Origin of the sequence: Marinobacter adhaerens HP15 (genome assembly GCF_000166295.1) — a bacterium.
In the GTDB taxonomy this organism is placed as follows: Bacteria; Pseudomonadota; Gammaproteobacteria; order Pseudomonadales; family Oleiphilaceae; genus Marinobacter; species Marinobacter adhaerens.
The window spans coordinates 1,567,662-1,591,920 of sequence record NC_017506.1 but is presented as its reverse complement, the minus strand read 5'-3'; the positions used below and the strand labels follow the sequence as shown (position 1 = coordinate 1,591,920).

Here is a 24,259-nt window from a genome sequence, read left to right as displayed (position 1 = left end):
GGGTCAAGAATAGCAAGACAACCCATTCTTTGGTTTCAATCCTGCTTTTTTTCACATTCGGGAACCCTGTTGGTCCCGCCTGCTGAAACAGAAAGGCCCGGCATTTGCCGGGCCTTCTGAAACCGCGAAATGCAATCCGGTTACTGGATTACAGACGCTCCCAGACCGTTGCAATGCCCTGGCCCAGACCGATACACATGGTGGAAACACCAAGCTTACCGCCTTTGGCCTGCATTACATTCAGCAGGGTTGTAGAGATACGTGCACCAGAGCAGCCCAGCGGATGGCCCAGGGCAATCGCGCCGCCGTTCAGGTTCACTTTTTCTTCCATAACGCCCAGAAGTTTCAGGTCCTTCAGGACAGGCAGGGACTGGCCGGCGAAAGCCTCGTTCAGTTCCCAGAAGTCGATATCCTCGACTTTCAGGCCTGCGCGCTTCAGGGCTTTCTTGGTGGCCGGCACCGGGCCGTAACCCATGATCGCGGGATCACAGCCGGCAACGGCCATGCTGCGGATCTTGGCAATCGGCTTGAGACCAAGTGCCTCCGCACGCTCTGCAGACATCAACACCATCGCTGCCGCACCGTCGGTCAGCTGGGAAGACGTACCGGCTGTTACGGTACCGTTCTTCGGATCGAACGCCGGCTTGAGCTGGCTCAGGGACTCGGCCGTGGTCTCGGGACGAATGGTCTCGTCTTCCTCGATCAGCACCTTGAAGCCGTTCTCGTCGTGACCTTCAATGGGCACGATTTCGTTCTTGAAACGGCCTTCTAAGGTCGCTTCATGGGCCAGACGGTGGGACCGAGCACCGAACTCGTCCTGCTGCTCACGGGTAATCCCGTGCATTTTGGCCAGCATTTCCGCGGTCAGGCCCATCATGTTGGACGCTTTTGCGGAGTACTTGGACGCAGCCGGGTTGTGGTCGAAGCCTTCGGTCATGGGTACGTGCCCCATGTGCTCAACACCACCCACGAAGAACACATCACCGTTGCCGGTCATGATGGCCTGGGCTGCAGTGTGAATCGCGCTCATGGCAGAGCCACACAGGCGGTTCACGGTCTGAGCGGCAGACTCGTGGGGAATGCGGGTCAGCAGGGAAATCTGACGCGCCACGTTGAAGCCCTGCTCCTTGGTCTGGTTTACACAGCCCCAGATAACATCTTCAACTTCTTTCGGGTCGAGCTTCGGGTTGCGCTCAAACAGTGCTTCGATCAGATTGGCGGACAGGGTCTCTGCACGCACGTTCCGGAAACAACCGTTTTTGGCACGACCCATCGGAGTCCGCACGCAATCGACGACGACAACGTCTCTCGGATTAAGGCTCATAGATCTTTCTCCGTTCGGAAATCTCGTTCAGGGTTAGCCAAAGAACTTTTTGCCAGTCTTGGCCATTTCACGCAGCTTCTCGGTCGGGTGATAAAGAGGACCAAGGTCTGCAAACTTGTCTGCCAGTTCGACGAACTTGTCTACACCCATATCGTCGATATAGCGCAGGGCACCACCACGGAACGGCGGGAAGCCGATACCGAAAATCAGGCCCATATCAGCATCTGCCGGATCTTCGACAATGCCATCTTCCAGGCAGCGAACGGTTTCCAGGCAAAGAGGAATCATCATACGGGCGATGATGTCTTCTTCGCTGAACTCGTTCTTACCCTGAACAACAGGCTCGAGCAGCTTGTAGGTCTCTTCGTCGACAACCTTCTTCTGCTTGCCCTTGCGGTCCAGTTCATACTTGTAGAAGCCCTTGTCGTTCTTCTGTCCGTAACGGTTGTTATCGAACATTACGTCAATGGCGGTTGTACCTTCGTGCTTCATCCGATCCGGGAAGCCGTCTGCCATTACTTCGCCAGCGTGCTTGCCGGTATCCATGCCGACCACGTCCAGCAGGTACGCAGGACCCATGGGCCAGCCGAACTTTTCCATAACCTTGTCAACGTGCTGGAAGTCAGCACCGTCACGTACCAGGCCGATAAAGCCGCCGAAGTACGGGAACAGAACACGGTTGACCAGGAAGCCCGGGCAATCGTTTACAACGATCGGGGTCTTGCCCATGGCCTTGGCGTAGGCAACCGTGGTTGCAATGGCGCGATCACTGGTCTTCTCGCCACGGATTACCTCAACCAGCGGCATCATGTGCACCGGGTTGAAGAAGTGCATGCCGCAGAAGTTTTCCGGACGCTTCAGGTTCTTGGCCAGCAGGTCGATGGAAATCGTCGAGGTGTTGGAGGTCAGGATGGTGTCCTCGCGAACCGCATCTTCGGTTTCACGCAGAACCGCATCTTTCACCTTCGGGTTTTCAACAACCGCTTCAACCACCAGGTCTACATTCTTGAAGTCGCCATAGTTCAGGGTCGGCGTGATGCTGTTGAGCACGTCGGCCATCTGATCCGGCTTCATCTTTCCTTTTTCAACACGCTTGGACAGAAGCTTCTTGGCTTCTTTCAGACCCAGGGCGATGCCGTCCTGGTTGATGTCCTTCATGATGATCGGCGTGCCTTTCAGGGCAGACTGGAATGCAACACCACCACCCATGATACCGGCACCCAGAACGGCAGCCAGGTTCACGTCGTTAGCTTCTTTTTCCCAGGCCTTGGCCTTCTTCTTCAATTCCTGATCGTTCAGGAACAGACCAACCAGGCAGGCCGCCACATTGGTCTTGGCCATCTTGGCGAAGCCTTTGGCTTCGACTTCGATTGCCTTGTCGCGGGTCATGCCGGCATGCTTCTGCATAACCTTGATGGCCTCGACAGGAGCCGGGTAGTTCTTGCCAGCCTTGCCAGCAACAAACGCCTTGGAAATCTCGAATGCCATCATGCTTTCCATGGCATTGAGCTTGATCTTGCCCTTCTTCTCTTCACGACGGGCTTCGTGGTCCAGCTTGCCTTCGTTGCACTGGTTAATAATGGCAACAGCAGCATCGACCAGCTTGTCGGAATCGAGCACGGCATCGACAGCGCCGACTTTCAGAGCGACATCAGCACGGTTCTCGGTACCACCGCTGATCCACTCGACGGCATTGTCCACGCCAACCAGACGGGACAGACGCACGGTACCGCCAAAGCCCGGGAAGATGCCAAGCTTCACTTCCGGAAGACCAACCTTGGCCTTCTTGTCCATCACGCGGTAGTCGGTTGCAAGACACATTTCGAAACCGCCACCCAGCGCCATACCGTTGATCGCGGTAACGGTGGGGAACGGCAGATCTTCAACAGCGTTGAAGACTTCGTTAGCCTTGAGGTTGTTGGCTACCAGATCCTCTTCCGAGCCTGCAAAAAGCTCGGTGAATTCGGTAATGTCGGCACCAACAATGAAGCTGTCCTTGGAGCTGGTGACTACCAGACCCTTCAGGTTCTTCTGCGCTTTCAGTGCGTCAGTCGCGGCGCGGAGCTCTTCAATAGTAAGACGGTTGAACTTGTTTACTGACTCGCCCTGCAAGTCGAAGTTCAACTGAGCGATCCCGCCTTCGATCTCTTTAACCGTGATGGCTTTACCTTCGTAAATCATCAACTGATCTCCAGTCTGTGTTTGGAACTGCTTCCAACCGGGCGGTACTTTTGATTTACCGGCGCGGCTGTTTGTGCAGCGAGATTTCGGTCACTGCCCGATCATCCGATCCAAAAATTCATACAGTCGTTTGAATCGTGAGGGCACACGATGAAAAAAAACGGCGCATTTGTCAATTTGTTTCTTTCGGGAGGGCTGCAAAAGTCCCCGAAATACCGGGGGCAACCGAAGAAAATTGGAGCGGAATTGTTATGTTTCAGTGAACTGGAAGCCACTGCTCAGAAAAAACCGGAACTTCGTCACGCAAATTTCAAAGTTATTTACATTTACGGGCTACACCGCCGCCAAAACTGCTTGATTGGCTGACGGAGTTACTTTACCTTCGATCTACGACTTTGGTCCACAATAATAAAACCGCATTACGGAGACCCATCCGATGAAAGACGCAAACCTGCGGATACGTTCCCTTGTAGCCGCACTGATTCTCCTTGCACTCACGTCCATGGGTGCCCGCGCTCAGGACAGTGCCGACGGATTTCTCTCCGATCTTCACAATTTCCGGGTCAGCAACTACATGGCTCTGGACGCCTACTACCGTTTCAGCGGAACCGGTGATACCGGCACCCTGAACGAGATTGTGCAGGGCATCAACTCGGCCAACGATTCCATGAACTCCATCGCGGGCAGCGATTCAGGCGTACTGTCAGCCGAGGAAGTTGAGGGGCTGAACCAGGAATTCGACAAGTTCAAGAACCTGATGCGGGATAACATCAACGATGTGCGCAACCAGGGCTACCCCGATTTGCGGCTGGTCTCAGACATGGCCAACCAGGCACTCACGATGAACGAGAAAGCCACCGAGCTATACAAGGTGGCCCAGGAAAGCTCACAGACCGAGACCAACCCAAGGGTAGAAGCGGCCCGTTCGGCGGCCGTAAAAATGGCCCAGATGATGGCGAAATACTCGGTCAGGACAAACTCCTCTGTCGCCCAGACCTTCCAGGGCTCCTCAACCGAAACCCCGCTGGATGAACAGGCCCGGGAGCTGGACCAGTTGCTGGCATCCGTAATACAAGGCCAGGGAACACCGGAGCTCAAGGACGCGCTTAACGACATTTCCGCCAAATGGCAGTTTATCCGTGGCTCCTACATTAACTACAACGAAAACAACGTGGGCTTTGTAATCGATCGCTATTCCAAGGGTATCCTCAAAGGACTTGCGACAACCATTGAACTGCTCAAGGGCAACGCCTGACCGCCCTGCTCTTTCTGGCAGGCCTAATTGCCTGCCAGAAAAGCACTTTTCCGCCTCTGTTTTTGATACCCGTCAGTTTCCCGCTACACTTTCCCGACCCGATTTAAGGTACTATCCTCAGAATAATATCCCGTGTGCGAAGGAGCGATACGATGTCTGCCTATAAAAAGATGCTTGTTGCGATTGACCTGACAGAAGAAGCCCCACAGGTACTGGACAAGGCAAAGGCCATAAGCGAAGCCCATGGTGCGGAGCTGATGCTGGTTCATGTGGTTGAGCCCGTCGGCTATGCCTATGGTGGCGATATTCCGATGGATCTGACCGAGCTACAGGACCAACTCGACAAAGCAGCTCGCGAGCAATTGGGAACCTACGGCGACAAATACGGTGTGGCTAAAAACAACCAGGTGGTGACGGTTGGGCGCCCCGAGTCCGAAATCCACAGGCTTGCGAAGGAACAGGAAGTAGACCTCGTGATCGTGGGAAGTCATGGCCGGAAGGGTTTTCAGCTTTTGCTGGGCTCCACCGCAAACGGGGTTCTGCATGGAACCGAATGCGATGTTCTGGCCGTTCGCATTCATTAAGGCTTGACCAACAAAAAGGCCCGGGGCGTGGACCCGGGCCTGCTGAGAACGAAAGCCGCGATCAGCCCCTTTCCCCCTCCATTTTCGCCTCAAGTTTGCGAAGCTGACTTTCCAGCGAGAAACTGACACTCGATGCCATCGAGAAGAAGTTCAGTAGTGCCTTCAGATTGCTGTCACCCTTGCAGACTGAGTGTATTCTCTGCCACAGGGCCTGATTCACCAGCTGCAGCCTCTGATTCCTCTCCACCAGCCCCTTCAATTCCCAGTCTGGGGTCTGATGATTCCGTTTCGCGAAGTATTGCTGCAACAGGTAATGGGAAACGCTGCGCATAATGAATTCATCGGTGTTTGCGAACGGCAGGTGATGAACCGCCATGGGCTTGAGCTCTGACAGAACCGGGCACCCGCTGGTCGCCATTTTCAGCCCAAGCAACGATCGAAGTGCCTCCTCAAGCGCCGTCTGCTTCTCATAGCTTCGACGATCATCGGTTACCTTCACTTCCACCTTCTGGTAGGCATCCTCATCCCGAAAGGCCTCCACAACCGGCAATATCTCGGTTGCCGCGGGACAGTGGGAGGATTCGGAAGCCTTCAAAGGACAGTTGCTACACTGGCAATGTTCCAGCTGTGTCCAGGACGGAAGTTTTCCGGAAGGCCGGGACGGCTTGTCCGTTACTTTAAACTCAACCCTACGGCCGTCCTGAAATCTGAAATCGTAATGTACATTCATTGATTTGCCTGTTCTTCCAGCTCCATCCACCGCTCAATGACCTGCTCCAGACGGTTTTCCTTTTCCGTCAATGCTTCCAGAGTGGCCGAGACTTCATCCGGTGGGCCTGAATAAAAATCAGCCTGGGAAATTATTTCCTGCAGGCCGGCGACTTCCTGCTCAAGCTCCTCGATCTGCCCTGGTAACTGTTCCAGCTCGAGCTTGAGCTTGTAACTCAGTTTCACGGGCTTGCCCTTTTCAGGTTCTGCCCGCGGTTTTGCGTTCTCTGCCGGTTTCTTTGATACGACCTTTTCGGTGCTACCGGATGTCTTGCCGTTTTTATCCTGCTTGTCCGGCCGGTTACCCGTGGCTTCTGAGGGGAAGCAACCGCCCTGCCGACGCCAGTCCGTGTAACCGCCAACGTACTCACGCACTTTGCCCGAACCGTCCAGGAAAACCGTTTCGGTGATCACATTATCGAGAAACTCACGGTCGTGACTGATCACGATCACTGTGCCGGCAAATTCCGCCAGCTGTTCTTCCAGCAATTCCAGTGTTTCAACGTCCAGATCATTCGTCGGTTCGTCGAGCACCAGGATATTCGCGGGCTTGCTGAAGAGCTTGGCCAGAAGCAACCGGGCCCTTTCGCCACCAGAAAAAACACTGACCGGAGATCTGGCTCGCTCCGGGGTAAACAGGAACTCCTGCAAATAGCCGAGAACGTGTTTACTCTGGCCATTGATGTCGATGAACTCCCGACCCTCGGAGAGGTTGTCCAATGCGTTCCGCGTCAGATCGAGCTCTCCGCGCAACTGATCGAAATAGGCAACCTGCAGATTGGTACCAAGACGAATGGATCCCTCGGTTGGTTCCAAATTCCCCAACAGGAGTCGAACAAGCGTGGTCTTGCCTGTGCCGTTCTCCCCAACAAGCCCGATCTTGTCCCCTCTCAGAATGGTGAGATTCATGTCTCTGATGACCGGAGTGCCGTCGGGATAAGCAAAGCCCGCATCCCGGGTTTCAACCACAAGCTTTCCTGAGCGCGCCGCGTCCTCCACCGCGAAAGTTGCGGTTCCGCCCCGCACACGACGCTGCCTGTGCTCCTCACGCATGGCCTTCAGGGCACGAACGCGCCCCATATTACGAGTCCTGCGAGCCTTGATGCCCTGCCGAATCCAGGCCTCTTCCTGCTTGAGGCGCTTGTCAAACAGCGCGTTCTGCCGTTCTTCTTCCTCCAGCGCTTTTTCCTTGAGGTCCAGGTAGCGGTCGTAGGTGGCAGCGAAGCTCACCAGCTTCCCGCGGTCCAGCTCTACAATCCTGGTCGCCATCCGCCGGATAAACGCCCGATCATGGCTGACAAACAACATGGCGCCGCGAAACTGACCCAGGGCCTCTTCCAGCCAGGCGATCGCGGGGACGTCCAGGTGGTTTGTAGGCTCATCCAGCAACAGAATATCCGGGTCGGCAACCAAAGCTTTTGCCAGGAGAACACGGCGCTGCCAGCCTCCCGAGAGGGTATCGAGGGTTTGATCGGGATCAACGCCATACTGACCAAGAATGGTGGTTACCTTTTGATCCAGTCGCCAACCGTCCAGGGCTTCAAGGCGCTCCTGGACTTTCATCAACCGGTCCAGGCTCGCCTCGTCGCCCTGCTGGGACAACTGGTGGAACTCTGCCAGCAACTTGCCGGTTTCAGGAAAGGCCCCGGCAACCACTTCATAGGCCGTGCGAGTGTCCTCGGAGGGCAGGTTCTGCGGCAGCACCGCCAGAACAGCGCCATCATCGAGACGAACCACGCCACCATCGGGTGTCACTTCGCCACTGACAATCTTCAGCAGGGTCGATTTTCCCTCGCCGTTTCGTCCCAGCAAACACACACGCTCTCCGGCATCGATAACCAATGAGGCCTGATCAAGCAGCGGATGCATTCCATAAGCCAGGGAGACTGAGTCCAGCGTTAACAATGGCACGTTTGGTTTTACTCCGATTGATTGACAGTAACGGGTTCACCAACCCGGATAAGTCCTGGTGATTCATGAATCGCGTTCTGGCCGAAGATCACGCCCTCACCGGTCCTGCGATAGCGGGACAGGGTTCTGAGCGGCTGAACGGCAGCATCCTTCAGGCCGGTCGAGGGGTCGACGGTCGTCATTACGCAGCGTGAACAGGGCTTTACCATGCTCAGACGGTTATTGCCAATGCTCAAGCTCTGCCAATGGTCCTCATCCCAGGCGTCCGCGCCCTCAACGACGATGTTGGGACGGAACCTCCGCATCTCCACGGGCACCTCCAGCCGGGTGTTGAGCTCTGCCAACGAGGCAGTGTTGGTAACCAGGAAAGGAAAACCATCAGCAAAGCCCACACGCCGGTACTCATCGACCCTGCCCGCATCAACGCGGCGGAAGGAGCTGTCCGGCATGAATACCAGGCTAACAGGCTTGCGGCAAAACCGACTGAGAGCATCACTGGCTTCTGGCAAGCCGGCCAAGGCCTTCACCCAGTCCCGCCACACCAGTACGCGAAGCTCGTCATTGGAGGCTGTCAGACCAAAATCACCTTCACCGGGAATGTTGATAACAACCTGATCTCCATCCAACTGCGTTTCCACGCGGGCGAGTTCGGGATGCTCTCTCTGGGTGACAAAACGCCGCTCATCATCAACGATCATCCATCGCCTGTCTCCGACTGGACCGAAATCGTCGGTATGAAAACTGGTCACCTCAATACCGGAAAGGGATTTGACAGGGTATACGAACAGCGAATGGACCTTCATGGAGGCAACCTCCCACAGAGAATCGGGACTCGAAACAGGCTGATGAGTATACCTGACCGCAACCCCCGGCGCAGAGGTTGCAGGTGCCCGAAAACGAAAAAACCCGGACCTTTTCAGGACCGGGTTTTCGAAATCTGGAGCGGGAAACGAGATTCGAACTCGCGACCCCAACCTTGGCAAGGTTGTGCTCTACCAACTGAGCTATTCCCGCAATGCTGTTCGGCTGTTGCCGACAACGGAGGCGTATTCTACGGATCCCGACGGAACCGTCAACCACTTTTTTTAAGGTTTTTCCTGCCAGTGTACGGTTATCACATTTCAGGAATCCGGAACTGTGCAGCCACTCCTGATCCGGATAGTACTTGAACACCAATTGCCCCCCCTTAAGATTGTCGACAACACGCTTGATGATCTGGTTATCAACGGCCGGGCACCCGTGACTACGCCCGATGCGGCCGTATTTACTGACCCAATCATCATTCACGTAATCCGCCCCATGTATAACGATGGCGCGCTGCCGGGCAAGATCGTTGATCCCGGGCTCGAGACCATCCAGCCTGAGCGAATAGCCGTGCTTGCCGTAATAGGATTCCCGGGCCTGGAAAAGCCCGATACTGGACTGGTAACTACCCTCCACGTTGGAGAAAGCGGTCGATTTGAAATTTCCGGAATTTTTACCGTGAGCAACCAGGTCCCGAAGCAACAGCTCGCCCTTCTCCAGATCGAAAATCCATAGCCTTTCCTGACTGGACGGCAACGAGAAATCAATCACCGCAAGCCGCTCGGGCATCTGAACACCACTGGAGACAGCGCAGCGAGAGGCGCTGATTGCGGTCCTGAGGACCTTTGTATCGAGCTTTGGAGCGGCGGCACTCAGGCGACCTAAAAGGTCGTCGTCCAGAGAGGCGCCAAACGATGAGAGTGGTAGCCACGCCCAAAAAGCCAGTAGCAGGCCTGCGGGTAAAAGCCGCCGCGTCTTTTTCATTCCAGATCCCCGGTAAAATGATTGCAAGCCAAAGAAGGATCGCTATCCCGTGCAATCTCAGTGTTGCGCAGTTTATCAGGGAAAAGTGCCAACCCCGTCCGAATGTACGTTTTCTATACAAAACTTTAAGGAAAGCGCGATTGCGCTACTGGCCGAAACGGCGACCACCGGCCAGGTACTCCCGCTCTTCCGCCGTTGAGGTTCTGCCGAGTGCCTTGTTGCGGTGAGGGAATCGTCCGTACTTTTGAATGATCGCCCGGTGATCCTTTGCGGATTGCAGAAAGCTACCCATGAAATCGGAAAGGATTCCTTCAGTTGATCGCGCCAGTTGCTCGTAGCATTCCACGGACATGTCCTGGTCGTCCTTGAGTTCCGAATGCTGGAGCGGCATGTAGAGAAACGCTCGGTGCACGGGCGGTAGCATCGTATCCTGCCCTTTCTGCATCGCTTGCCGGCATAGCTTGCGCGCCTGGCGATCCTGATCAAACGCCATGGCACCGCCGCGGAAGATATTCCGCGAAAACTGGTCAAGCAGAATGATCTCGGCAAGTATACCGCCGGCCTCACTCCGCCAATGGTCCAATCCCTGCTCGGAAGCAAACAACACCATTGAAAGGAAACGACGGCGTATCTCCTGGTCAAACCTGCGGTCCGATCGGAACCACTTGTTCCGGTGGTCGCTGTCTGGCAGCCCATGTTCGTCAAGTTCGCCAAACCAGAAATCCAGAATCTCTTTCCAATCGAACATTCACCGTCACCCTGTTACTTTATATGGTACCGGCCCTCTCTCATGAGGCCGGCTTTCCCGACTTACGACAGGCCCTAACAAATTGACTACTTCAGGAGCGGCAATGAGCAGCCCCCGCATTATTCTGTTGGCACATGGAAGCAGTGACAAGCGCTGGTGTGAAACCTTCGAAAAGCTTGCAGCGCCGACTCTCGCGTCTGTCGACAACGCCAGGGTCGCCTATATGGAACTGGCGGAACCATCCATTGATACGATCATCATGGACGGTGTGGCTGAGGGCATCACCGAGTTTACAATCGTTCCTTTGTTCCTGGCGGCCGGCCGCCACTTGCGAAAGGATGTTCCGGCAATGATCGAAGAACTCGAAAAAGCCCACAGCGTATCCATTCAGCTGGCGCCTCCGATTGGGGAAAACCCTCTCCTGGGAGAGGCAATTCGCGATGTTGTTATGCTTCAACTGGAAGAGACACCCGCCTGAACCGGGCGTTCTGAGACAGCGCCAGAAGCCGGTGCGCGACAGGAGTATCGATTATGTCGAAAAGGATTCTGATTACCGGAGGAACCGGGTTTATTGGCCACGTTCTCTGCCGTGAATTATTAGCACGGGATTACGAACTGACGGTTTTCAGCCGGCAACCGGCCGAAACGGTCAAATCAAGCTGCGGACGGGTCGAGGCAATCCGTGATCTGCAGCAGCTTCGCTCTCACCCCGGATACGATGCCGTTATCAACCTTGCCGGAGAAGGTATCGCGGATAAACGCTGGTCGGAGTCCCGAAAGCAGGAACTCCGTGACAGCCGCATTGGCGTCACCGAAACCCTGGTCGAGGTCATCCGAAGTTGGGATCAAGCGCCGAATGTAGTCGTTTCGGGATCGGCTGTTGGCTTTTACGGGGACCAGGGATCAGCCACGGTCACCGAAAGCACCAGTCCGAATGACGAATTTACGCATCGGCTGTGCCGCGACTGGGAAAACGCCGCCAAACCACTTTGCGATGACGGCGTTCGCCTGTGCTTCTCCCGGACAGGCGTCGTGGCAGGCCCGGATGGTGGCTTCCTGGAGCGGATGCTCCTGCCCTTCAAACTGGGACTGGGAGGACGCCTGGGTAGCGGTACCCAGTATATGCCTTGGGTCCACAGGGACGATGTGGTCAGCGCACTTATCTGGATGATGGAAAACCCGGACGCATCAGGCCCATACAATGTCGTAAGCCCGAACCCGGTAACGAACGCAGAATTCACCCGGAGCCTGGGGAAGGTTTTACACCGTCCCACTCTCTTTCCGGCACCCGCTCCGGTGCTCAAGGTGGCTCTGGGTGAAATGGCGAGGCTTCTTCTGACGGGCCAGCGGGCTATTCCGGAGAAGCTGGTCAGCCAGCAATTCCAGTTCCGGTATCCGGACCTGGATCAGGCATTGACCCAATCCGTTGCTCCAGGGGCAGCCGGACAAAAAGGATGACCCAAGGGGGCCTTATCAAGCTCCCCTGATTTTTTTCACAAAAGACGTTGACAGCGTTTCGAAGCTTTCTTAATATACGCGCCACCTCGACGAGGCAAGGTGTTGAAAACGTTGCGTCCCCTTCGTCTAGTGGCCTAGGACTCCGCCCTTTCACGGCGGCAACAGGGGTTCGAACCCCCTAGGGGACGCCAATTTTTTCTGCGCTGATGGGTCAGGGAAACCGAGGTTTCCCGACTTCATCGTCAAACCGGCTTATGTCCGTGCTTCCCTTCTTTTCTATCCTGGTGTCCGTGCTCCTTCTGATCTTTCATCACGAAGATGCCAACACCAACAAAAAAGCCAAGCATCAGCAGTACAGTGGCAATACCTGCGATCACAACGGCGTCCATATACATTTTGTTTCTCCTTCCGGCAATTAACTTGATTAAACTCAGGTTACGCCCGGGCCGCCCGCAAGGTATTGATCCAGGTCAACGTATTTGTCAGACCGCATGTACGCATAAATACTGAACCACAACACATTTCCTTCGATTTTTCCTGTATTTGCAAGGCATTCGAAAGAAACTGCTGCTATAGTCGGAAACAAAGGAAGTGTCCGATCTCCTAACCGGTCTGGGTGGCTGAAGTTCAAGACATGCCAAAACTGTCGACGCGTCTTCAACGTTTTCGCACAGGCTCGCCCCTGTCTTTCAGGCTGTTGGCGTGGATTCTGCTATTCAGCTCGGCCTTTACACTGGTGGCATCCGCGCTCCAGATCTACTCCGATTATCGAAAAGATCTCTCGCAAATCGACAACCGCATGCAGGTTGTAGAGTCGGGCTACGCCTCTAGCCTTGCCAGAAGCTTGTGGGCCCTGGACCAGAAGCTCCTGCAAACCCAGATGGAAGGCATACTCAGCTTGCCGGATGTGGTGCACCTTCGCTTGCGAATAGAACCCGATTCTGAACTGGTGATGGGCGAGATACCCAGGGACGCGAAAACCACCTCTCACAGCTTCAGCCTTGTCCATCAGGGCGATGAAATGTTCAAGCTGGGCGAACTGACGGTGACCGCAGACCTTGATCGCGTCTACGACGAACTGAAGCGCAAGGTGGGCGTCATTCTGCTGACCCAGTTCCTGAAGACGTTCTTTGTTTCGATACTGATTATCTGGATATTCCAGCATTTCGTTGCGCGCCATCTGACCACCATGGCGAACTACGCCCGCGACTTCTCACTGACGACAACGTCGAAGCCACTTACCCTGGAAAGGCCCAACACGCCGTCTAACCGGAATGATGAGCTCGGCCGTGTCACGGACGCCATCAACCAGATGCGTGAACGTCTCAACGCAGACATGGAACGCCAACAAAAGGATGCGGCGGAAATCCGCAAGTTTTCCAAGGCCATTGAGCAGAGCCCCTCTTCGGTTCTGATCTGCGACCGCCAATGGCGTATCGAGTTTGCCAACCAGAAATTCACCCAGTTAACCGGTTATGAGGCTGCCTCCATCATCGGCAAACACCCTGGCGCACTGGGTGACAACGACATAGAGAACCGTGATAGCCGACACTTGTGGCAGTCCATCCGCTTGCAGGTGCAACGAGTCGGAGTCTGGCAGGGTGAAGTGAACAGTGTGCGCCGGAACGGAGAACGCTTCTGGGAGCAACTGATTGTTACCCCGATCAAGGACGAGGCCGGCGGCACCACCGGGTACCTCATCCTCGGTGAAGACATCAGCATCCGGAAACGCTATGAACAGCAACTTCTGCGTCAGGCCAATTACGACATCCTTACAGGGCTGCCTAACCGGATGCTTGCCCTGGACCGGCTGAAGCTTGCACTGGCCCAGGCGCGCAGGGAAAGCACGCTTGTGGGCGTCATGTTCCTGGATCTCGACAACTTCAAACACATTAACGACACCCTTGGCCACGATGCCGGCGATAACCTGCTGATTGAGGCGGCCCGTCGAATTTCAAGTTGCCTTCGCGGTACCAGCACTGTTGCCCGCCTGGGTGGCGATGAGTTCCTCGTGATCCTGCCAGGCCTGACTGGCCCCGAGGCTTCCTCGCAGGTCGCAGAGCGTATCCTGAAGACCTTCTCGCCACCGTACATTCTGAATGGGCAGGAGGTGTTCGTAACCACGAGTATCGGCATCGCCATTTTCCCGACGGACTCCGACAACAGCGGTACGCTCCTGCAGCACGCTGATGCCGCCATGTACCAGGCCAAACACAAGGGCAAGAGCTCGTTTGCCCATTTCGCGCCGGAAATGACCGAAGTTTCCCATGAACGCCTGAAGATGGAGTCCAGCATGCGCAGGGCTCTGGAGCTGAAGGAGTTCGAGTTGTATTTCCAGCCAATTGTTAATACCGACTCGGGCACGCTTTGCTCGGTTGAGGCGTTGCTGCGGTGGAACAATCCGGCCATGGGCATGGTAATGCCGGATCGATTCATTCCCCTGGCCGAGGAAACCGGCCTGATTACACCGATCGGTGAGTGGGTTCTCCTGGAGGCCTGTCGAGCCGCCATGGGCTGGAAGGAAGCCACCGGGAAAGACATTGGCATTTCCGTCAACGTCTCGCCCCGTCAGTTCCGCGATCCCGGTTTTACCGAGGCTGTTATGCACGCCCTGGCGACCAGTGGCCTGGCGCCGGAACAGCTGGAACTCGAAATTACCGAACGGCTCATTCTGGACAACTCGATCGAAACCGCCGAAATCCTGCGCCAACTGGACAAAGCCGGCATCCGGTTGTCGGTAGACGATTTTGGTACGGGCTATTCAGCGCTCAGTTATCTCAAGAGCTATCCGTTTGATACCCTGAAAATTGACAAGTCGTTTGTTCAGGACGTCATGAAGGAGCCTGAGGACGCCTCACTGGTAAGAGCCATCATCAATATGGCTCATAGTTTGGGCCTGCGTGTTATCGCCGAGGGGGTTGAGGAAGAGGCTCAGACCCACTTCCTGAAGAAGGAAGGTTGTGACTTCTCCCAGGGGTATTTCTACAGTCGTCCGCTGCCGGCGGCGGACTTTGATGCCTGGCTGGCCAACAATCGCCGCGTATAACTTGAAACCGTTGGACGCCTATTCCCATGGAAGACACCGTACTTGTCGTGAACTGCGGCAGCTCATCCCTGAAACTCGCACTGTTCAACAACCAACACAGGAAACTGGTGTCCGCTCTGGCCGAGCGCCTGGGCCAGAGCGATGCATTTGCCCACATTGACGGCCAGGAAGGAACGATCCCTCTGGACGCTGGCGCCGGCCATGATCAGGCGCTAGAGACACTGGTCACGGCTTTCCGGGACCTGGGACTGATGACAACGGCTCCCTCGGCCATAGGTCACAGGGTCGTTCATGGTGGTGAGACCTTCCATGAGGCCGTACTCATTGATGGCGATGTGCTCAAGGCCATTGAAAGCTGCGCAGGCCTTGCCCCTCTTCACAACCCGGTCAACCTGTCCGGGATTCGGGCAACCCTGGCACAGTTTCCCGATGTACCGCAGACGGCCGTTTTCGACACCGCGTTTCATCAGACCCTGCCCAGACGGGCCTTCCTCTATGCGCTTCCAGAGGCCTGGTACCGCGACTGGGGGATCCGGAGATACGGATTCCACGGTACCAGTCACGCCTTTATGGCATCAGAAGCCGCCCGTTTGCTGGGCAAAACGCCGGCAACCACCTCGGTCATATCGGCCCATCTGGGCAACGGGTGCAGCATTACCGCCATCCGTGACGGAATCAGTGTGGATACCAGCATGGGCCTGACGCCACTTGAGGGTCTGGTAATGGGCACCCGTAGCGGGGATGTCGACCCCGGCCTGTTCGACTTTCTCCGCAGCAAGGGAATCGCCGCGGATGAGGTTCATCGGGTTCTGAATCAGGAGAGTGGCCTCCTTGGACTGTCCGGCCAGACGAACGACATGCGCTCACTCTGTGAACTCGCGGACCATGGCCATGAACCATCACAAACCGCTATTGATGTGTTCTGCTTTCGCCTCGCCCGCTACGTTGGCGCGATGATGGCGTCCCTGAGCCAGCTGGACGCTCTGGTTTTCACCGGCGGCATCGGGGAAAACAGCCCGCGGATCAGGGAAGAGACCATTCGCCATCTCAAACTGACGGGATTCGAGCTCAGCCAGGACCTCAACATCCATCATGGCCAATTCAGCGACGGACATATTGAAAGCCCCGACTCGCGATTTCCGGTTTTGGTGATTCCCACCAACGAAGAGCTGGTCATTGCCCGGGAAGCAACTCGGCTTGCAGGCTCTGACATTCAGGCCTGACCCAAACGCATCATCAGGAATACCACTATGGCAAAGAGTCTCTTTTTTGCACCGACTTCCATGGACTCAGGCCTGACCTCCGTTTGCCTGGGTCTGTTGCGCGCCCTTGAACGGGTAGGCGTCAGCGTTGGCTTCTACAAACCCTTCTGCCAGGCGGTTCACCGCGCAGAATCCATGCACAACGCTGGCCAGGACTCGTCGGTGGCGTTTGTGAGGGCCAGCAGCCACCTGAACCCGCCAGACCCGATTGCCCTCAAGGAAGCGCAACAACTGCTTAACAGAGGCAAAGCCGACTACCTCCTCGAAACAGTCGTGGGTGAATACCAGAAGGTTGCCCGGGATGTGGATGTGGTGATCATCGAAGGCCTCGTCCCAGACCGCAGCGAAGCCTACATCGCCAGGCTGAACGTGGAAGTTGCCCGCAACCTGGGTTCCGAGGTAATCCTGGTGAGCACGCCCAAAGACCTGGACGCCAGGCAACTGGATGAAGAACTGGACTTCTCGTCACGCCTGTTTGCCAGTCCCAGTGATCCGGACGTCATTGGCGTCATCCTGAACAAGGTTGGGGAGCCCGAGCAGTCGGGCCTTGAGCCTCGTTCCAACAACAACCACCCTGCCCCCGTCACTGTCGACTACCAGACCGAGTGCACGGTATTCAGCGAGGGCCGCTTTCACCTCTTAGCCGAGATTCCATGGCAGGCGGATTTGCTGGCCCCCAGGGTATCCGACATTGCCAGGGAACTCGGGTTACCGGTCCTCAATGAGGGGCAGATGCACGCCAGGCGGGTCCAGAAGGTATCGGTTTGCGCCCGTAGCATTCGGAACATGACGGAAACCCTCAGGCCTGGCACTCTTCTGGTCACGCCCGGAGATCGCGAAGACATCGTGGTGGCCACAGCTGTTGCCGCTCTCAACGGGGTTCCCCTCGCCGGCCTGATGCTGACCGGTGGCCTGATACCCGACCAGCGAGTGATCACCCTGTGCCACAGGGCCCTGGAAACAGGCCTTCCGGTTCTGGGGTCAGACGCCAATACCTATGAAACTGCTCATATGCTGGCCAACCTGTCGGCGGCCATCCCGATTGATGACCCCAACCGGATTGAAAAGGCGATGGAAGCGGTGGCAACCCGTATCGACACCAACTGGTTGCAACAGCATCTCAAGGTTGCCCGGCAGGACAGGCTTTCCCCTCCCGCCTTCCGATACCAGCTGTCCGAGCGGGCCCGGGCCGCGAATAAGCGCATCATATTGCCGGAGGGCAGCGAGCCAAGAACCGTACAGGCCGCCATCATCTGCCATCAACGCAGGTTAGCAAGGTGTGCCTTGATCGGGAATGCGGCAGAGATAAAACGGGTAGCGGATTCCCAGGATCTGGAACTGCCCGGGGATATCGAGATCATTGATCCAGGGGAGGTGCGACAACGCTACGTCGCTCCGATGGTAGAACTTCGCAAGCATAAAGGACTGACATCAGACATGGCGGAAGCCATGCTCGAAGACAACGTCGTTCTCGGTACCATGATGGTGGCTCTGGATGAAGCTGATGGACTGGTATCCGGTGCCATTCACACGACGGCGAATACGGTGCGCCCTGCCCTGCAACTGATCAAGACCCATGAGCATGCAAAGGTAGTCTCTTCCGTGTTCTTCATGTTGTTGCCGCAACAAGTGGTGGTCTACGGGGACTGCGCCATCAATCCAGACCCCAATGCCGAGGAACTGGCCGACATCGCCATCCAGAGTGCGGAGTCTGCGGAAGCCTTTGGTATCGAGCCGCTGGTCGCCATGATCAGTTACAGCACCGGAGAGTCCGGCAGCGGCCAGGATGTCGAGAAAGTCAGGGAGGCGACGAGGATCGCTCGCGAGCGCAGGCCGGATCTGCTGATAGACGGACCACTCCAATACGATGCAGCGGCCATCGAAAGCGTCGCAAGAAGCAAGGCGCCGGACAGCAAAGTCGCAGGCAAGGCAACGGTATTCGTATTCCCGGATCTGAACACCGGCAATACCACTTACAAGGCGGTTCAGCGAAGTGCCAATGTGGTCAGTGTCGGGCCAATGCTTCAGGGCTTGCGCAAGCCGGTGAACGACCTTTCACGTGGGGCTCTGGTGGAGGATATCGTGTTTACGGTTGCGTTAACCGCTGTGCAGGCCAAGCAGGTGGAAAGTGCGGGGCCGGACCAGGAATAAGTCCTGAGCCCGGCCACTCACTCAGCGCTTGAGGCTCTTCTGGCGCTGTTTTTTCGGACGACGGCCCTTCTTCTCGTCGTTGTCCTTCTTGACCTTCTGACGCGGAGTTAGCCGATCCACTTTGCCGGCAAACGGATTTTCACCCGATTTAAACTCGAAGCGGATTGGTGAACCCGTTACCTTCAGAACCTTACGGAAGGTATTCTCAAGATACCGCTTGTATGCGCCCGGCAGGGAATCCACCTGGTTACCGTGAACTACAATCACTGGGGGGTTGGAACCGCCCTGGTGCGCGTAACGCAGCTTGATCCTACGACCGTGCACCATGGGCGGCTGATGCTGGGCAATAGCATCCTGCAGAATCGCAGTCAGGCGGTTGGTTGGCCATTTCGCCATGGCGGACTCGTAGCAGGCTTGCACCGACTCATACATCACGCCGACGCCGGAGCCGTGAAGCGCCGAGATATAGTGCTTATCAGCGTAATCCAGAAAGTCCAGGCGACGCTGAACCTGTTCTTTCACCCGGGCACGGTCTTCCGGGTCCATGCCGTCCCACTTGTTGACGGCAATGACTAGCGAGCGGCCGGCATCCAACACAAACCCGATCAGGTGAAGATCCTGATCAACCAGACCTTCCCGGGCATCAATAACCAGGATAACCACATGGGCGTCATCGATCGCCTGCAGCGTTTTTATGATGGAAAACTTCTCCACCACTTCGCTGACATTCTTTCTTCGACGGACACCGGCAGTATCAATCAACGTGTATTGGCTGCCTTGCCGCTCGTAGGGGATATAGACGCTGTCCCTGGTAGTGCCGGGCATGTCATAAACCACCACACGGTCCTCACCGAGCATGCGGTTGACCAGTGTGGACTTGCCCACGTTCGGCCTGCCCACCACACCGATGCGGATGCCGGGGTAGCGATCTGCCCGGTCCTCTTCCTCCCGCTCCTCTTCAGAGGGCAACAGGATTTCAAGCATGGAGCGGATTCCGCGGTTGTGGGAAGCTGCGATCAGGAACGTGGATTCAAAGCCAAGACTGTAGAAATCCGACGCGGCGATGTCCGGATCTTGTCCATCGGTCTTGTTCACGACCAGATGCGCCTGCTTGCCCGAGCGGCGAAGACTGTCTGCAATCAGCTCATCGCCTGCAGTGAGGCCGGCCCTGCCGTCCACCAGGAATAGCACGATGTCGGCTTCTTCTACCGCCTGCATGGACTGCCGGGCCATTTCCAGGTCAAGGCCCTGCTCGTCACCGGTAAGGCCACCGGTGTCTATAACGATGAAACGCTGGCCCTCATAACTACCCTCACCGTATTTGCGGTCTCGGGTAAGCCCCGGAAAGTCCGCAACCAGGGCATCCCTGGAACGGGTCATCTGATTAAATAATGTCGATTTGCCGACGTTAGGGCGTCCGACAAGGGCAATAACTGGGGTCATAATTGGGGATCAATCCTGCGGCTTAACCTGGAATACGGCCATCTTTCCGCTGTTGCCAAAAACCAGCAGGTTACCATTGGCGAGGCGCTGTGCCGGTACGCGGATACCCTCATCGTCGAATTCGCGCTGCCCAACCAGGCTGCCATCTTCACGGTCCAACGCATGGAGGTAGCCTTCAAAATCGCCCACCACAAGGTAGTCTTCATAAACCATCGGCTGGGTCAGTTGGCGCCAGGCAAGACGATCCTGGGTCCAGACCTCGCGACGGTCCGAGCCTCTGAGGGCAATGATCTCGCCATCAGCAGCGGCAAGATAGATCTGACCGCCACCAATCATCGGAGAGTAGAGGCTGGAGGCCTTCCGGCTCCAGATCTCCTGCCCGGTACGAATATCAACAAGGGCCAGCTTGCCCTGGTAACCAACCACCATGACGGCAGTCTCAATGACAAGCGGCTGGCCGGTTACGTCTACCAGTCTCTCGAGCTCAGTGCGTCCCTGGGGCTGACCTACCTCGTATTGCCACATGGGTTGGCCCGATGCTGCCGTCAGCGCGATCAGCTTGCCACTGGCAAAAGACGCAATAACCACATCACCGCCCACCAGGGGAGCCGCGGCAGCGCGCATGGACAGCACCGGAACGGAGCCATCATACTGCCAGAGCTTCTCGCCATCGGTGGCACTGAAGCCTAGTACCTTGCCGTCTGTCGTCTGGGCTACAACCAGAGAACCGTTGGATTGTGGCGATGACAGCACTTCCGTCGGCAAAGACGTACGCCACACCTCAGAGCCATCCTCCCGGGAAAGGGCCACCAGGTCGGCATTCTCGGTGGTCAGGTACAGATTCTGACCATCACCACCAAGCCCCGAGAAGATGCGATCTTCAAATTCGGATTCCCAGGCAACCTCTCCGGTCTCCGTCGCTACCGCATAAAGCTCACCGTCTGCGGAGGCCGCGTAGATCAGATCCCCGGTAACCAGTGGCGCAAGGTAGAGAAAATCACCATCATGGCCATCGCCAACAGACATGCTCCAGACGCGTTCGAATTCGACGGACGCCTCAATCTCGGGAACCGGTACAGGTTGCTCGAACGTATCCGTGCTGCTGCAGCCGGAAAGCGCAGCCAGAAGCGCCAGCCCCAGGAAAAATCCGCGTCTTGGGATCCTGTCGCGGAGAACCGGCATCAGGCATCCTCCCCGACGCCAAGGTCTGCCAGTTTCAGTTCCAGAATACCGCTACGGCCCTGCTGACTCTGCTCACGGGCAGCCAGGTAGGCCTCACGCGCACCCTCGCGATCGCCCTGGGCAAGCAGGATATCGCCACGAAGCTCGGAATACATGGCATCAAACGCATCGGCATTACCGGCTCCGTCGATGGTGGCCAGAGCATCCTCGTACTGGCCTGCGGTAAACTGGGCGCGCGCCAGACGATTGCGCACGACAAGTGCCAGTGCCTCGTGTTCACCGGTGTTTTCAAGGGCCCACTTCAGGGAATCAATGGCGGCCTCGGCGTTGCCATCCTGCATCAGCTGCTGACGGGCCAGGATCAGGTTGCCGTAAACCGCATAGGCACTGTCCGTGTAGTCTTCCCGGAGGGTCTGCGCCACAAAAGCGACGGTCTCGCCACTGGTTTCATCGGCCTGATCGCTGAAGGCATTCAGCAGGTTGGCAAACTGATTGGCCGCTTCGGTGCGCTGCTGGGCCTGATGGTTCTGCCAGGCCTGCCAGCCAAACACAATGGCCAGGGCCGCACCAATACCGATGAGCAGTGAGCTGCCGTTCTTTTTCCACCAGTCCTTGATCGCCTGGATCTGTTCTTCTTCGGTGCGCAACTCTGCCATGAGGACTCCTGTAGTCGAATTTTTGCTTTTGTATCAGTAAATTTGTTCAGGCTCAGCCGGCCAGCGCCGCTGCCAGTGTGTCCGCAAGCTTGTCCTGGGCGATCTCCGCCTGCGGCTCGTCGGCTCGCAAGGGTTTAAGCCCGGCGGTGCCGTTGGCCACTTCGTTCTCGCCCAGAATCACCGCGTACCTGGCACCACTGCGGTCTGCCTTTTTCATCTGGCTTTTGAAACTGCCACCGCCACAATGGGAAACAATCACGCGCTCTGGCAGGGCTGCCCGGAGCTGTTCAGCCAGAACGAGCGCAGGCGCCAATGCGCCCTCGCCCATCGCCGTTACGTAGACATCGGCATTGCTGTTTACGTGCTCAGGAACCAGTTCCAGCGTTTCCAGCAGCAGGATAAGGCGCTCAAGGCCCATTGCAAAGCCCACTGCGAAGGTCGGCTTGCCACCCAGCTGCTCCACCAGGCCATCGTATCGACCACCTGCACACACCGTACCCTGGGCGCCGAGGCTGTCTGTAATCCACTCGAACACCGTCTTGCCGTAGTAATCGAGGCCCCGCACCAGCGCTGGATTCACTGAATAATTCACCCCTGCGGCCTCAAGAAGCGCCTTCAGACGCTCGAAGTGCTCGCGGGATTCTTCGTCGAGATAGTCGTCAAGGCTGGGCGCGTTTTCCAGGATTTTCCGCGTCGAAGGATCCTTGCTGTCCAGAATGCGCAGGGGGTTCGATTCGAGGCGACGCTGGCTATCGGCATCCAGGTCTGCCTTGAACTGACCTAGGTAATCCACGAGGGCGGACCGGTAAACCCGACGGGACTCCGACGTTCCGATGGAATTGATCTCAAGCCGGGTATGCTCGGCAAGCCCAAGCTCTTTCCAGAGCCTTGCCGTCAAGATGAGCAGTTCGGCATCAATGTCCGGACCGTTCATGCCAAAACACTCCACGCCAATCTGATGAAACTGGCGATAGCGGCCTTTTTGCGGACGTTCGTGCCGGAACATCGGGCCGGTGTACCAGAGACGGCGGGTCTGATTGAACAGAAGACCGTGCTCTTCGGCGGCCCGAACACAACCGGCGGTGCCCTCCGGGCGGAGGGTCAGACTGTCACCGTTGCGGTCTTCAAAGGTGTACATTTCCTTTTCGACGATGTCGGTCACTTCACCAATCGAACGCTTGAACAGATCGGTCTGTTCCACAATCGGCATGCGGATTTCCTGGTAGCCATACTGGGCCAGTACCCTGCGAACCGTGGATTCCACAAACTGCCAAACCGGCGTCTGCTCCGGCAGGATATCGTTCATCCCGCGAATTGCCTGAATCTTTGCCAATGTTAACCCTTAACTTTTTCTGGATGGTTATGCCGGGAACTGGAAACAATCAGTTGTCTGACCGGGCAATAATCGAATCTTCCTGTTCCTTGCGCCGTGCCACTTCCTCGCGAATCAGGCGCTCCAGATCATCCGTCAATGTCGCGTTGTCCAGCTTCTGGTTCGGCTTTCCCGCCATGTAGAAGAGGTTCTTGGGGCTTCCGCCGGTAAGTCCGAGATCCGCCACTTTCGCCTCACCCGGACCGTTTACGATGCACCCGATGATGGCCACATCCAGAGAATCGTTTACATCCTCCAGACGAGCTTCCAGATCATTCATGGTCTGGATGACATCGAAATTCTGCCGGGAACAGCTGGGACAGGCGATGAAGTTTATACCGCGACTGCGCAGGCGCAGGCTCTTCAGGATATCGAAGCCCACCTTGATTTCCTGCACGGGGTCCGCTGCAAGCGATACCCGGATGGTGTCACCGATGCCGTCCATCAACAGCATGCCAAGGCCAATGGAGGACTTCACGGTTCCAGATCTCAAACCACCGGCCTCGGTGATGCCAAGGTGCAGGGGCTGCTCAATCTGCTGGGCAATCTTACGGTAGGCATCGACCGTCATAAACACTTCCGACGCTTTCAGGCTCACCTTGAAATCCTGGAAGTCATGACGATCCAGGATATCGATGTGGCGCATGGCGGACTCCACCAGCGCGTCTGCCGTCGGCTCGCCATATTTGCGCTGGAGAGACTTCTCCAGCGAACCTGCGTTCACACCAATGCGAATGGGGATATTGCCGTCCCGGGCCGCACTGATTACGGCACTGACGCGGTCATCACGGCCGATATTGCCCGGATTGATCCGGAGACAGTCAACACCCAGTTCTGCTACCCGAAGAGCGATTTTGTAATCGAAGTGGATGTCGGCAACCAACGGCAGGGAAACCTGCTCCCGAATCTTCCCGAACGCCTCAGCGGCGTCCATGGACGGAACGGAAACACGCACTATGTCCGCACCTGCCTCCTGCAATGCCTTGATCTGGCCAACGGTGGCCTCGACGTCACAGGTTTCGGTGTTGGTCATGCTCTGCACCGCAATCGGCGCGTCACCACCCACAGGAACATTGCCCACCATGATCTGGCGGGATTTGCGTCTGATAATCGGGGAATCCTGTTTCATG

At 56.6% G+C, this 24,259-nt stretch carries 20 protein-coding genes, 2 tRNA genes and 1 pseudogene; 9 read left to right on the top strand and 14 right to left on the bottom strand.

What is annotated here, in order from left to right; all coding sequences use genetic code 11:
* Nucleotides 1-148: 148 nt before the first annotated feature.
* Together fadA and fadB are read right to left on the bottom strand one after the other, a co-directional pair.
* Nucleotides 149-1,324 (bottom strand): acetyl-CoA C-acyltransferase FadA, encoded by a 1,176-nt coding sequence (gene fadA / locus HP15_RS07600; RefSeq protein WP_041645190.1) that lies wholly within the window; start codon nucleotides 1,322-1,324, stop codon nucleotides 149-151.
* Between the two features lie 33 nt (nucleotides 1,325-1,357).
* On the bottom strand, nucleotides 1,358-3,505 hold the full coding sequence (gene fadB, locus HP15_RS07595) for a fatty acid oxidation complex subunit alpha FadB (RefSeq protein WP_014576921.1): 2,148 nt from the start codon (nucleotides 3,503-3,505) through the stop codon (nucleotides 1,358-1,360).
* A gap of 150 nt (nucleotides 3,506-3,655) precedes the next feature.
* Here fadB and HP15_RS07590 point away from each other — a divergent pair, with 150 nt between their 5' ends.
* The 3 genes from HP15_RS07590 to HP15_RS07580 all read left to right on the top strand — a co-directional run bounded on the left by HP15_RS07590 (nucleotide 3,656) and on the right by HP15_RS07580 (nucleotide 5,344).
* Entirely contained in the window at nucleotides 3,656-3,871 is a 216-nt protein-coding gene (locus HP15_RS07590) for a hypothetical protein (RefSeq protein ID WP_008174365.1), read from the top strand.
* A 70-nt stretch (nucleotides 3,872-3,941) separates the two neighbouring features.
* Entirely contained in the window at nucleotides 3,942-4,760 is an 819-nt protein-coding gene (locus tag HP15_RS07585; protein WP_008174364.1) for a hypothetical protein, read from the top strand.
* Nucleotides 4,761-4,912: 152 nt separating this feature from the next.
* Nucleotides 4,913-5,344: a universal stress protein gene (locus tag HP15_RS07580; protein ID WP_008174363.1), complete on the top strand. Its 432-nt coding sequence runs from the start codon at nucleotides 4,913-4,915 to the stop codon at nucleotides 5,342-5,344.
* 61 nt (nucleotides 5,345-5,405) lie between these two features.
* Here the strand turns inward: HP15_RS07580 and HP15_RS07575 are convergent, their stop codons facing one another.
* The 6 genes and pseudogenes from HP15_RS07575 to HP15_RS07550 all read right to left on the bottom strand — a co-directional run bounded on the left by HP15_RS07575 (nucleotide 5,406) and on the right by HP15_RS07550 (nucleotide 10,559).
* Nucleotides 5,406-6,074, bottom strand: a complete 669-nt coding sequence (locus HP15_RS07575) for a DUF6901 family protein (RefSeq protein ID WP_041645189.1) — start codon at nucleotides 6,072-6,074, stop codon at nucleotides 5,406-5,408.
* A complete protein-coding gene (locus HP15_RS07570; protein WP_041645188.1) occupies nucleotides 6,071-8,023 on the bottom strand; it encodes an ATP-binding cassette domain-containing protein in 1,953 nt (650 codons plus the stop codon). The genes HP15_RS07575 and HP15_RS07570 overlap by 4 nt, the downstream gene beginning before the upstream one ends.
* Before the next feature lie 8 nt (nucleotides 8,024-8,031).
* Nucleotides 8,032-8,826: an MOSC domain-containing protein gene (locus tag HP15_RS07565; protein ID WP_041645187.1), complete on the bottom strand. Its 795-nt coding sequence runs from the start codon at nucleotides 8,824-8,826 to the stop codon at nucleotides 8,032-8,034.
* Nucleotides 8,827-8,961: 135 nt separating this feature from the next.
* Nucleotides 8,962-9,037 (bottom strand) — tRNA-Gly (locus tag HP15_RS07560).
* Nucleotides 9,038-9,121: 84 nt separating this feature from the next.
* A pseudogene (locus tag HP15_RS21900) lies at nucleotides 9,122-9,811 on the bottom strand (murein L,D-transpeptidase catalytic domain family protein); the annotation flags it as partial.
* A 145-nt stretch (nucleotides 9,812-9,956) separates the two neighbouring features.
* On the bottom strand, nucleotides 9,957-10,559 hold the full coding sequence (locus HP15_RS07550; RefSeq protein ID WP_014576916.1) for a DUF924 family protein: 603 nt from the start codon (nucleotides 10,557-10,559) through the stop codon (nucleotides 9,957-9,959).
* A 103-nt stretch (nucleotides 10,560-10,662) separates the two neighbouring features.
* Between HP15_RS07550 and HP15_RS07545 the strand changes: the two genes are divergently transcribed.
* From HP15_RS07545 to HP15_RS07535, 3 genes are all read left to right on the top strand, one after another.
* On the top strand, nucleotides 10,663-11,037 hold the full coding sequence (locus tag HP15_RS07545; protein ID WP_014576915.1) for a sirohydrochlorin chelatase: 375 nt from the start codon (nucleotides 10,663-10,665) through the stop codon (nucleotides 11,035-11,037).
* A 53-nt stretch (nucleotides 11,038-11,090) separates the two neighbouring features.
* Nucleotides 11,091-12,017, top strand: coding sequence for a TIGR01777 family oxidoreductase (locus HP15_RS07540; protein WP_014576914.1), 927 nt, complete (start codon nucleotides 11,091-11,093; stop codon nucleotides 12,015-12,017).
* 115 nt (nucleotides 12,018-12,132) lie between these two features.
* Nucleotides 12,133-12,208: transfer RNA gene (locus tag HP15_RS07535), tRNA-Glu, on the top strand.
* A 51-nt stretch (nucleotides 12,209-12,259) separates the two neighbouring features.
* Here the strand turns inward: HP15_RS07535 and ccoM are convergent.
* Nucleotides 12,260-12,412: a cytochrome c oxidase subunit CcoM gene (gene ccoM, locus HP15_RS23045; RefSeq protein ID WP_169702149.1), complete on the bottom strand. Its 153-nt coding sequence runs from the start codon at nucleotides 12,410-12,412 to the stop codon at nucleotides 12,260-12,262.
* A gap of 239 nt (nucleotides 12,413-12,651) precedes the next feature.
* Here ccoM and HP15_RS07530 point away from each other — a divergent pair, with 239 nt between their 5' ends.
* The 3 genes from HP15_RS07530 to pta are packed head-to-tail and all read left to right on the top strand — an operon-like array spanning nucleotide 12,652 to nucleotide 18,476.
* Complete coding sequence (locus HP15_RS07530) at nucleotides 12,652-15,063, top strand: bifunctional diguanylate cyclase/phosphodiesterase (RefSeq protein ID WP_041646184.1); 2,412 nt, start codon at nucleotides 12,652-12,654, stop codon at nucleotides 15,061-15,063.
* Between the two features lie 26 nt (nucleotides 15,064-15,089).
* On the top strand, nucleotides 15,090-16,286 hold the full coding sequence (locus HP15_RS07525) for an acetate/propionate family kinase (protein ID WP_014576910.1): 1,197 nt from the start codon (nucleotides 15,090-15,092) through the stop codon (nucleotides 16,284-16,286).
* Nucleotides 16,287-16,313: 27 nt separating this feature from the next.
* Nucleotides 16,314-18,476 carry a phosphate acetyltransferase gene (gene pta, locus HP15_RS07520; protein ID WP_041645185.1) on the top strand — a complete coding sequence of 721 codons (2,163 nt, stop codon included), beginning with the start codon at nucleotides 16,314-16,316 and terminating at the stop codon, nucleotides 18,474-18,476.
* Nucleotides 18,477-18,497: 21 nt separating this feature from the next.
* On the opposite strand, the gene der is transcribed toward pta, so the two are convergent.
* From der to ispG, 5 genes are read right to left on the bottom strand one after another with little or no spacing between them, the layout of a single operon-like run.
* Nucleotides 18,498-19,919: a ribosome biogenesis GTPase Der gene (gene der / locus HP15_RS07515; RefSeq protein ID WP_041645184.1), complete on the bottom strand. Its 1,422-nt coding sequence runs from the start codon at nucleotides 19,917-19,919 to the stop codon at nucleotides 18,498-18,500.
* Nucleotides 19,920-19,928: 9 nt separating this feature from the next.
* Entirely contained in the window at nucleotides 19,929-21,101 is a 1,173-nt protein-coding gene (gene bamB / locus HP15_RS07510) for an outer membrane protein assembly factor BamB (protein ID WP_014576907.1), read from the bottom strand.
* Nucleotides 21,101-21,757, bottom strand: coding sequence for a YfgM family protein (locus HP15_RS07505; protein WP_014576906.1), 657 nt, complete (start codon nucleotides 21,755-21,757; stop codon nucleotides 21,101-21,103). The genes bamB and HP15_RS07505 overlap by 1 nt, the downstream gene beginning before the upstream one ends.
* 52 nt (nucleotides 21,758-21,809) lie before the next feature.
* Complete coding sequence (hisS, locus tag HP15_RS07500) at nucleotides 21,810-23,090, bottom strand: histidine--tRNA ligase (RefSeq protein ID WP_014576905.1); 1,281 nt, start codon at nucleotides 23,088-23,090, stop codon at nucleotides 21,810-21,812.
* A 49-nt stretch (nucleotides 23,091-23,139) separates the two neighbouring features.
* Entirely contained in the window at nucleotides 23,140-24,258 is a 1,119-nt protein-coding gene (ispG, locus tag HP15_RS07495; protein WP_008174332.1) for a flavodoxin-dependent (E)-4-hydroxy-3-methylbut-2-enyl-diphosphate synthase, read from the bottom strand.
* Between the last annotated feature and the right edge of the window lies 1 nt (nucleotide 24,259).

Coding starts and splice junctions, on each gene's coding strand:
- HP15_RS07585 (WP_008174364.1), top strand. CDS start 3,942: ATGAAAGACGCAAACCTGCGGATACGTTCCCTTGTAGCCGCACTGATT.
- HP15_RS07550 (WP_014576916.1), bottom strand. CDS start 10,559: ATGTTCGATTGGAAAGAGATTCTGGATTTCTGGTTTGGCGAACTTGAC.
- HP15_RS07530 (WP_041646184.1), top strand. CDS start 12,652: ATGCCAAAACTGTCGACGCGTCTTCAACGTTTTCGCACAGGCTCGCCC.
- fadA (WP_041645190.1), bottom strand. CDS start 1,324: ATGAGCCTTAATCCGAGAGACGTTGTCGTCGTCGATTGCGTGCGGACT.
- HP15_RS07505 (WP_014576906.1), bottom strand. CDS start 21,757: ATGGCAGAGTTGCGCACCGAAGAAGAACAGATCCAGGCGATCAAGGAC.
- HP15_RS07545 (WP_014576915.1), top strand. CDS start 10,663: ATGAGCAGCCCCCGCATTATTCTGTTGGCACATGGAAGCAGTGACAAG.
- ispG (WP_008174332.1), bottom strand. CDS start 24,258: ATGAAACAGGATTCCCCGATTATCAGACGCAAATCCCGCCAGATCATG.
- ccoM (WP_169702149.1), bottom strand. CDS start 12,412: ATGTATATGGACGCCGTTGTGATCGCAGGTATTGCCACTGTACTGCTG.
- HP15_RS07525 (WP_014576910.1), top strand. CDS start 15,090: ATGGAAGACACCGTACTTGTCGTGAACTGCGGCAGCTCATCCCTGAAA.
- fadB (WP_014576921.1), bottom strand. CDS start 3,505: ATGATTTACGAAGGTAAAGCCATCACGGTTAAAGAGATCGAAGGCGGG.
- HP15_RS07580 (WP_008174363.1), top strand. CDS start 4,913: ATGTCTGCCTATAAAAAGATGCTTGTTGCGATTGACCTGACAGAAGAA.
- HP15_RS07575 (WP_041645189.1), bottom strand. CDS start 6,074: ATGAATGTACATTACGATTTCAGATTTCAGGACGGCCGTAGGGTTGAG.
- pta (WP_041645185.1), top strand. CDS start 16,314: ATGGCAAAGAGTCTCTTTTTTGCACCGACTTCCATGGACTCAGGCCTG.
- HP15_RS07590 (WP_008174365.1), top strand. CDS start 3,656: ATGAAAAAAAACGGCGCATTTGTCAATTTGTTTCTTTCGGGAGGGCTG.
- HP15_RS07565 (WP_041645187.1), bottom strand. CDS start 8,826: ATGAAGGTCCATTCGCTGTTCGTATACCCTGTCAAATCCCTTTCCGGT.
- HP15_RS07540 (WP_014576914.1), top strand. CDS start 11,091: ATGTCGAAAAGGATTCTGATTACCGGAGGAACCGGGTTTATTGGCCAC.
- der (WP_041645184.1), bottom strand. CDS start 19,919: ATGACCCCAGTTATTGCCCTTGTCGGACGCCCTAACGTCGGCAAATCG.
- bamB (WP_014576907.1), bottom strand. CDS start 21,101: ATGCCGGTTCTCCGCGACAGGATCCCAAGACGCGGATTTTTCCTGGGG.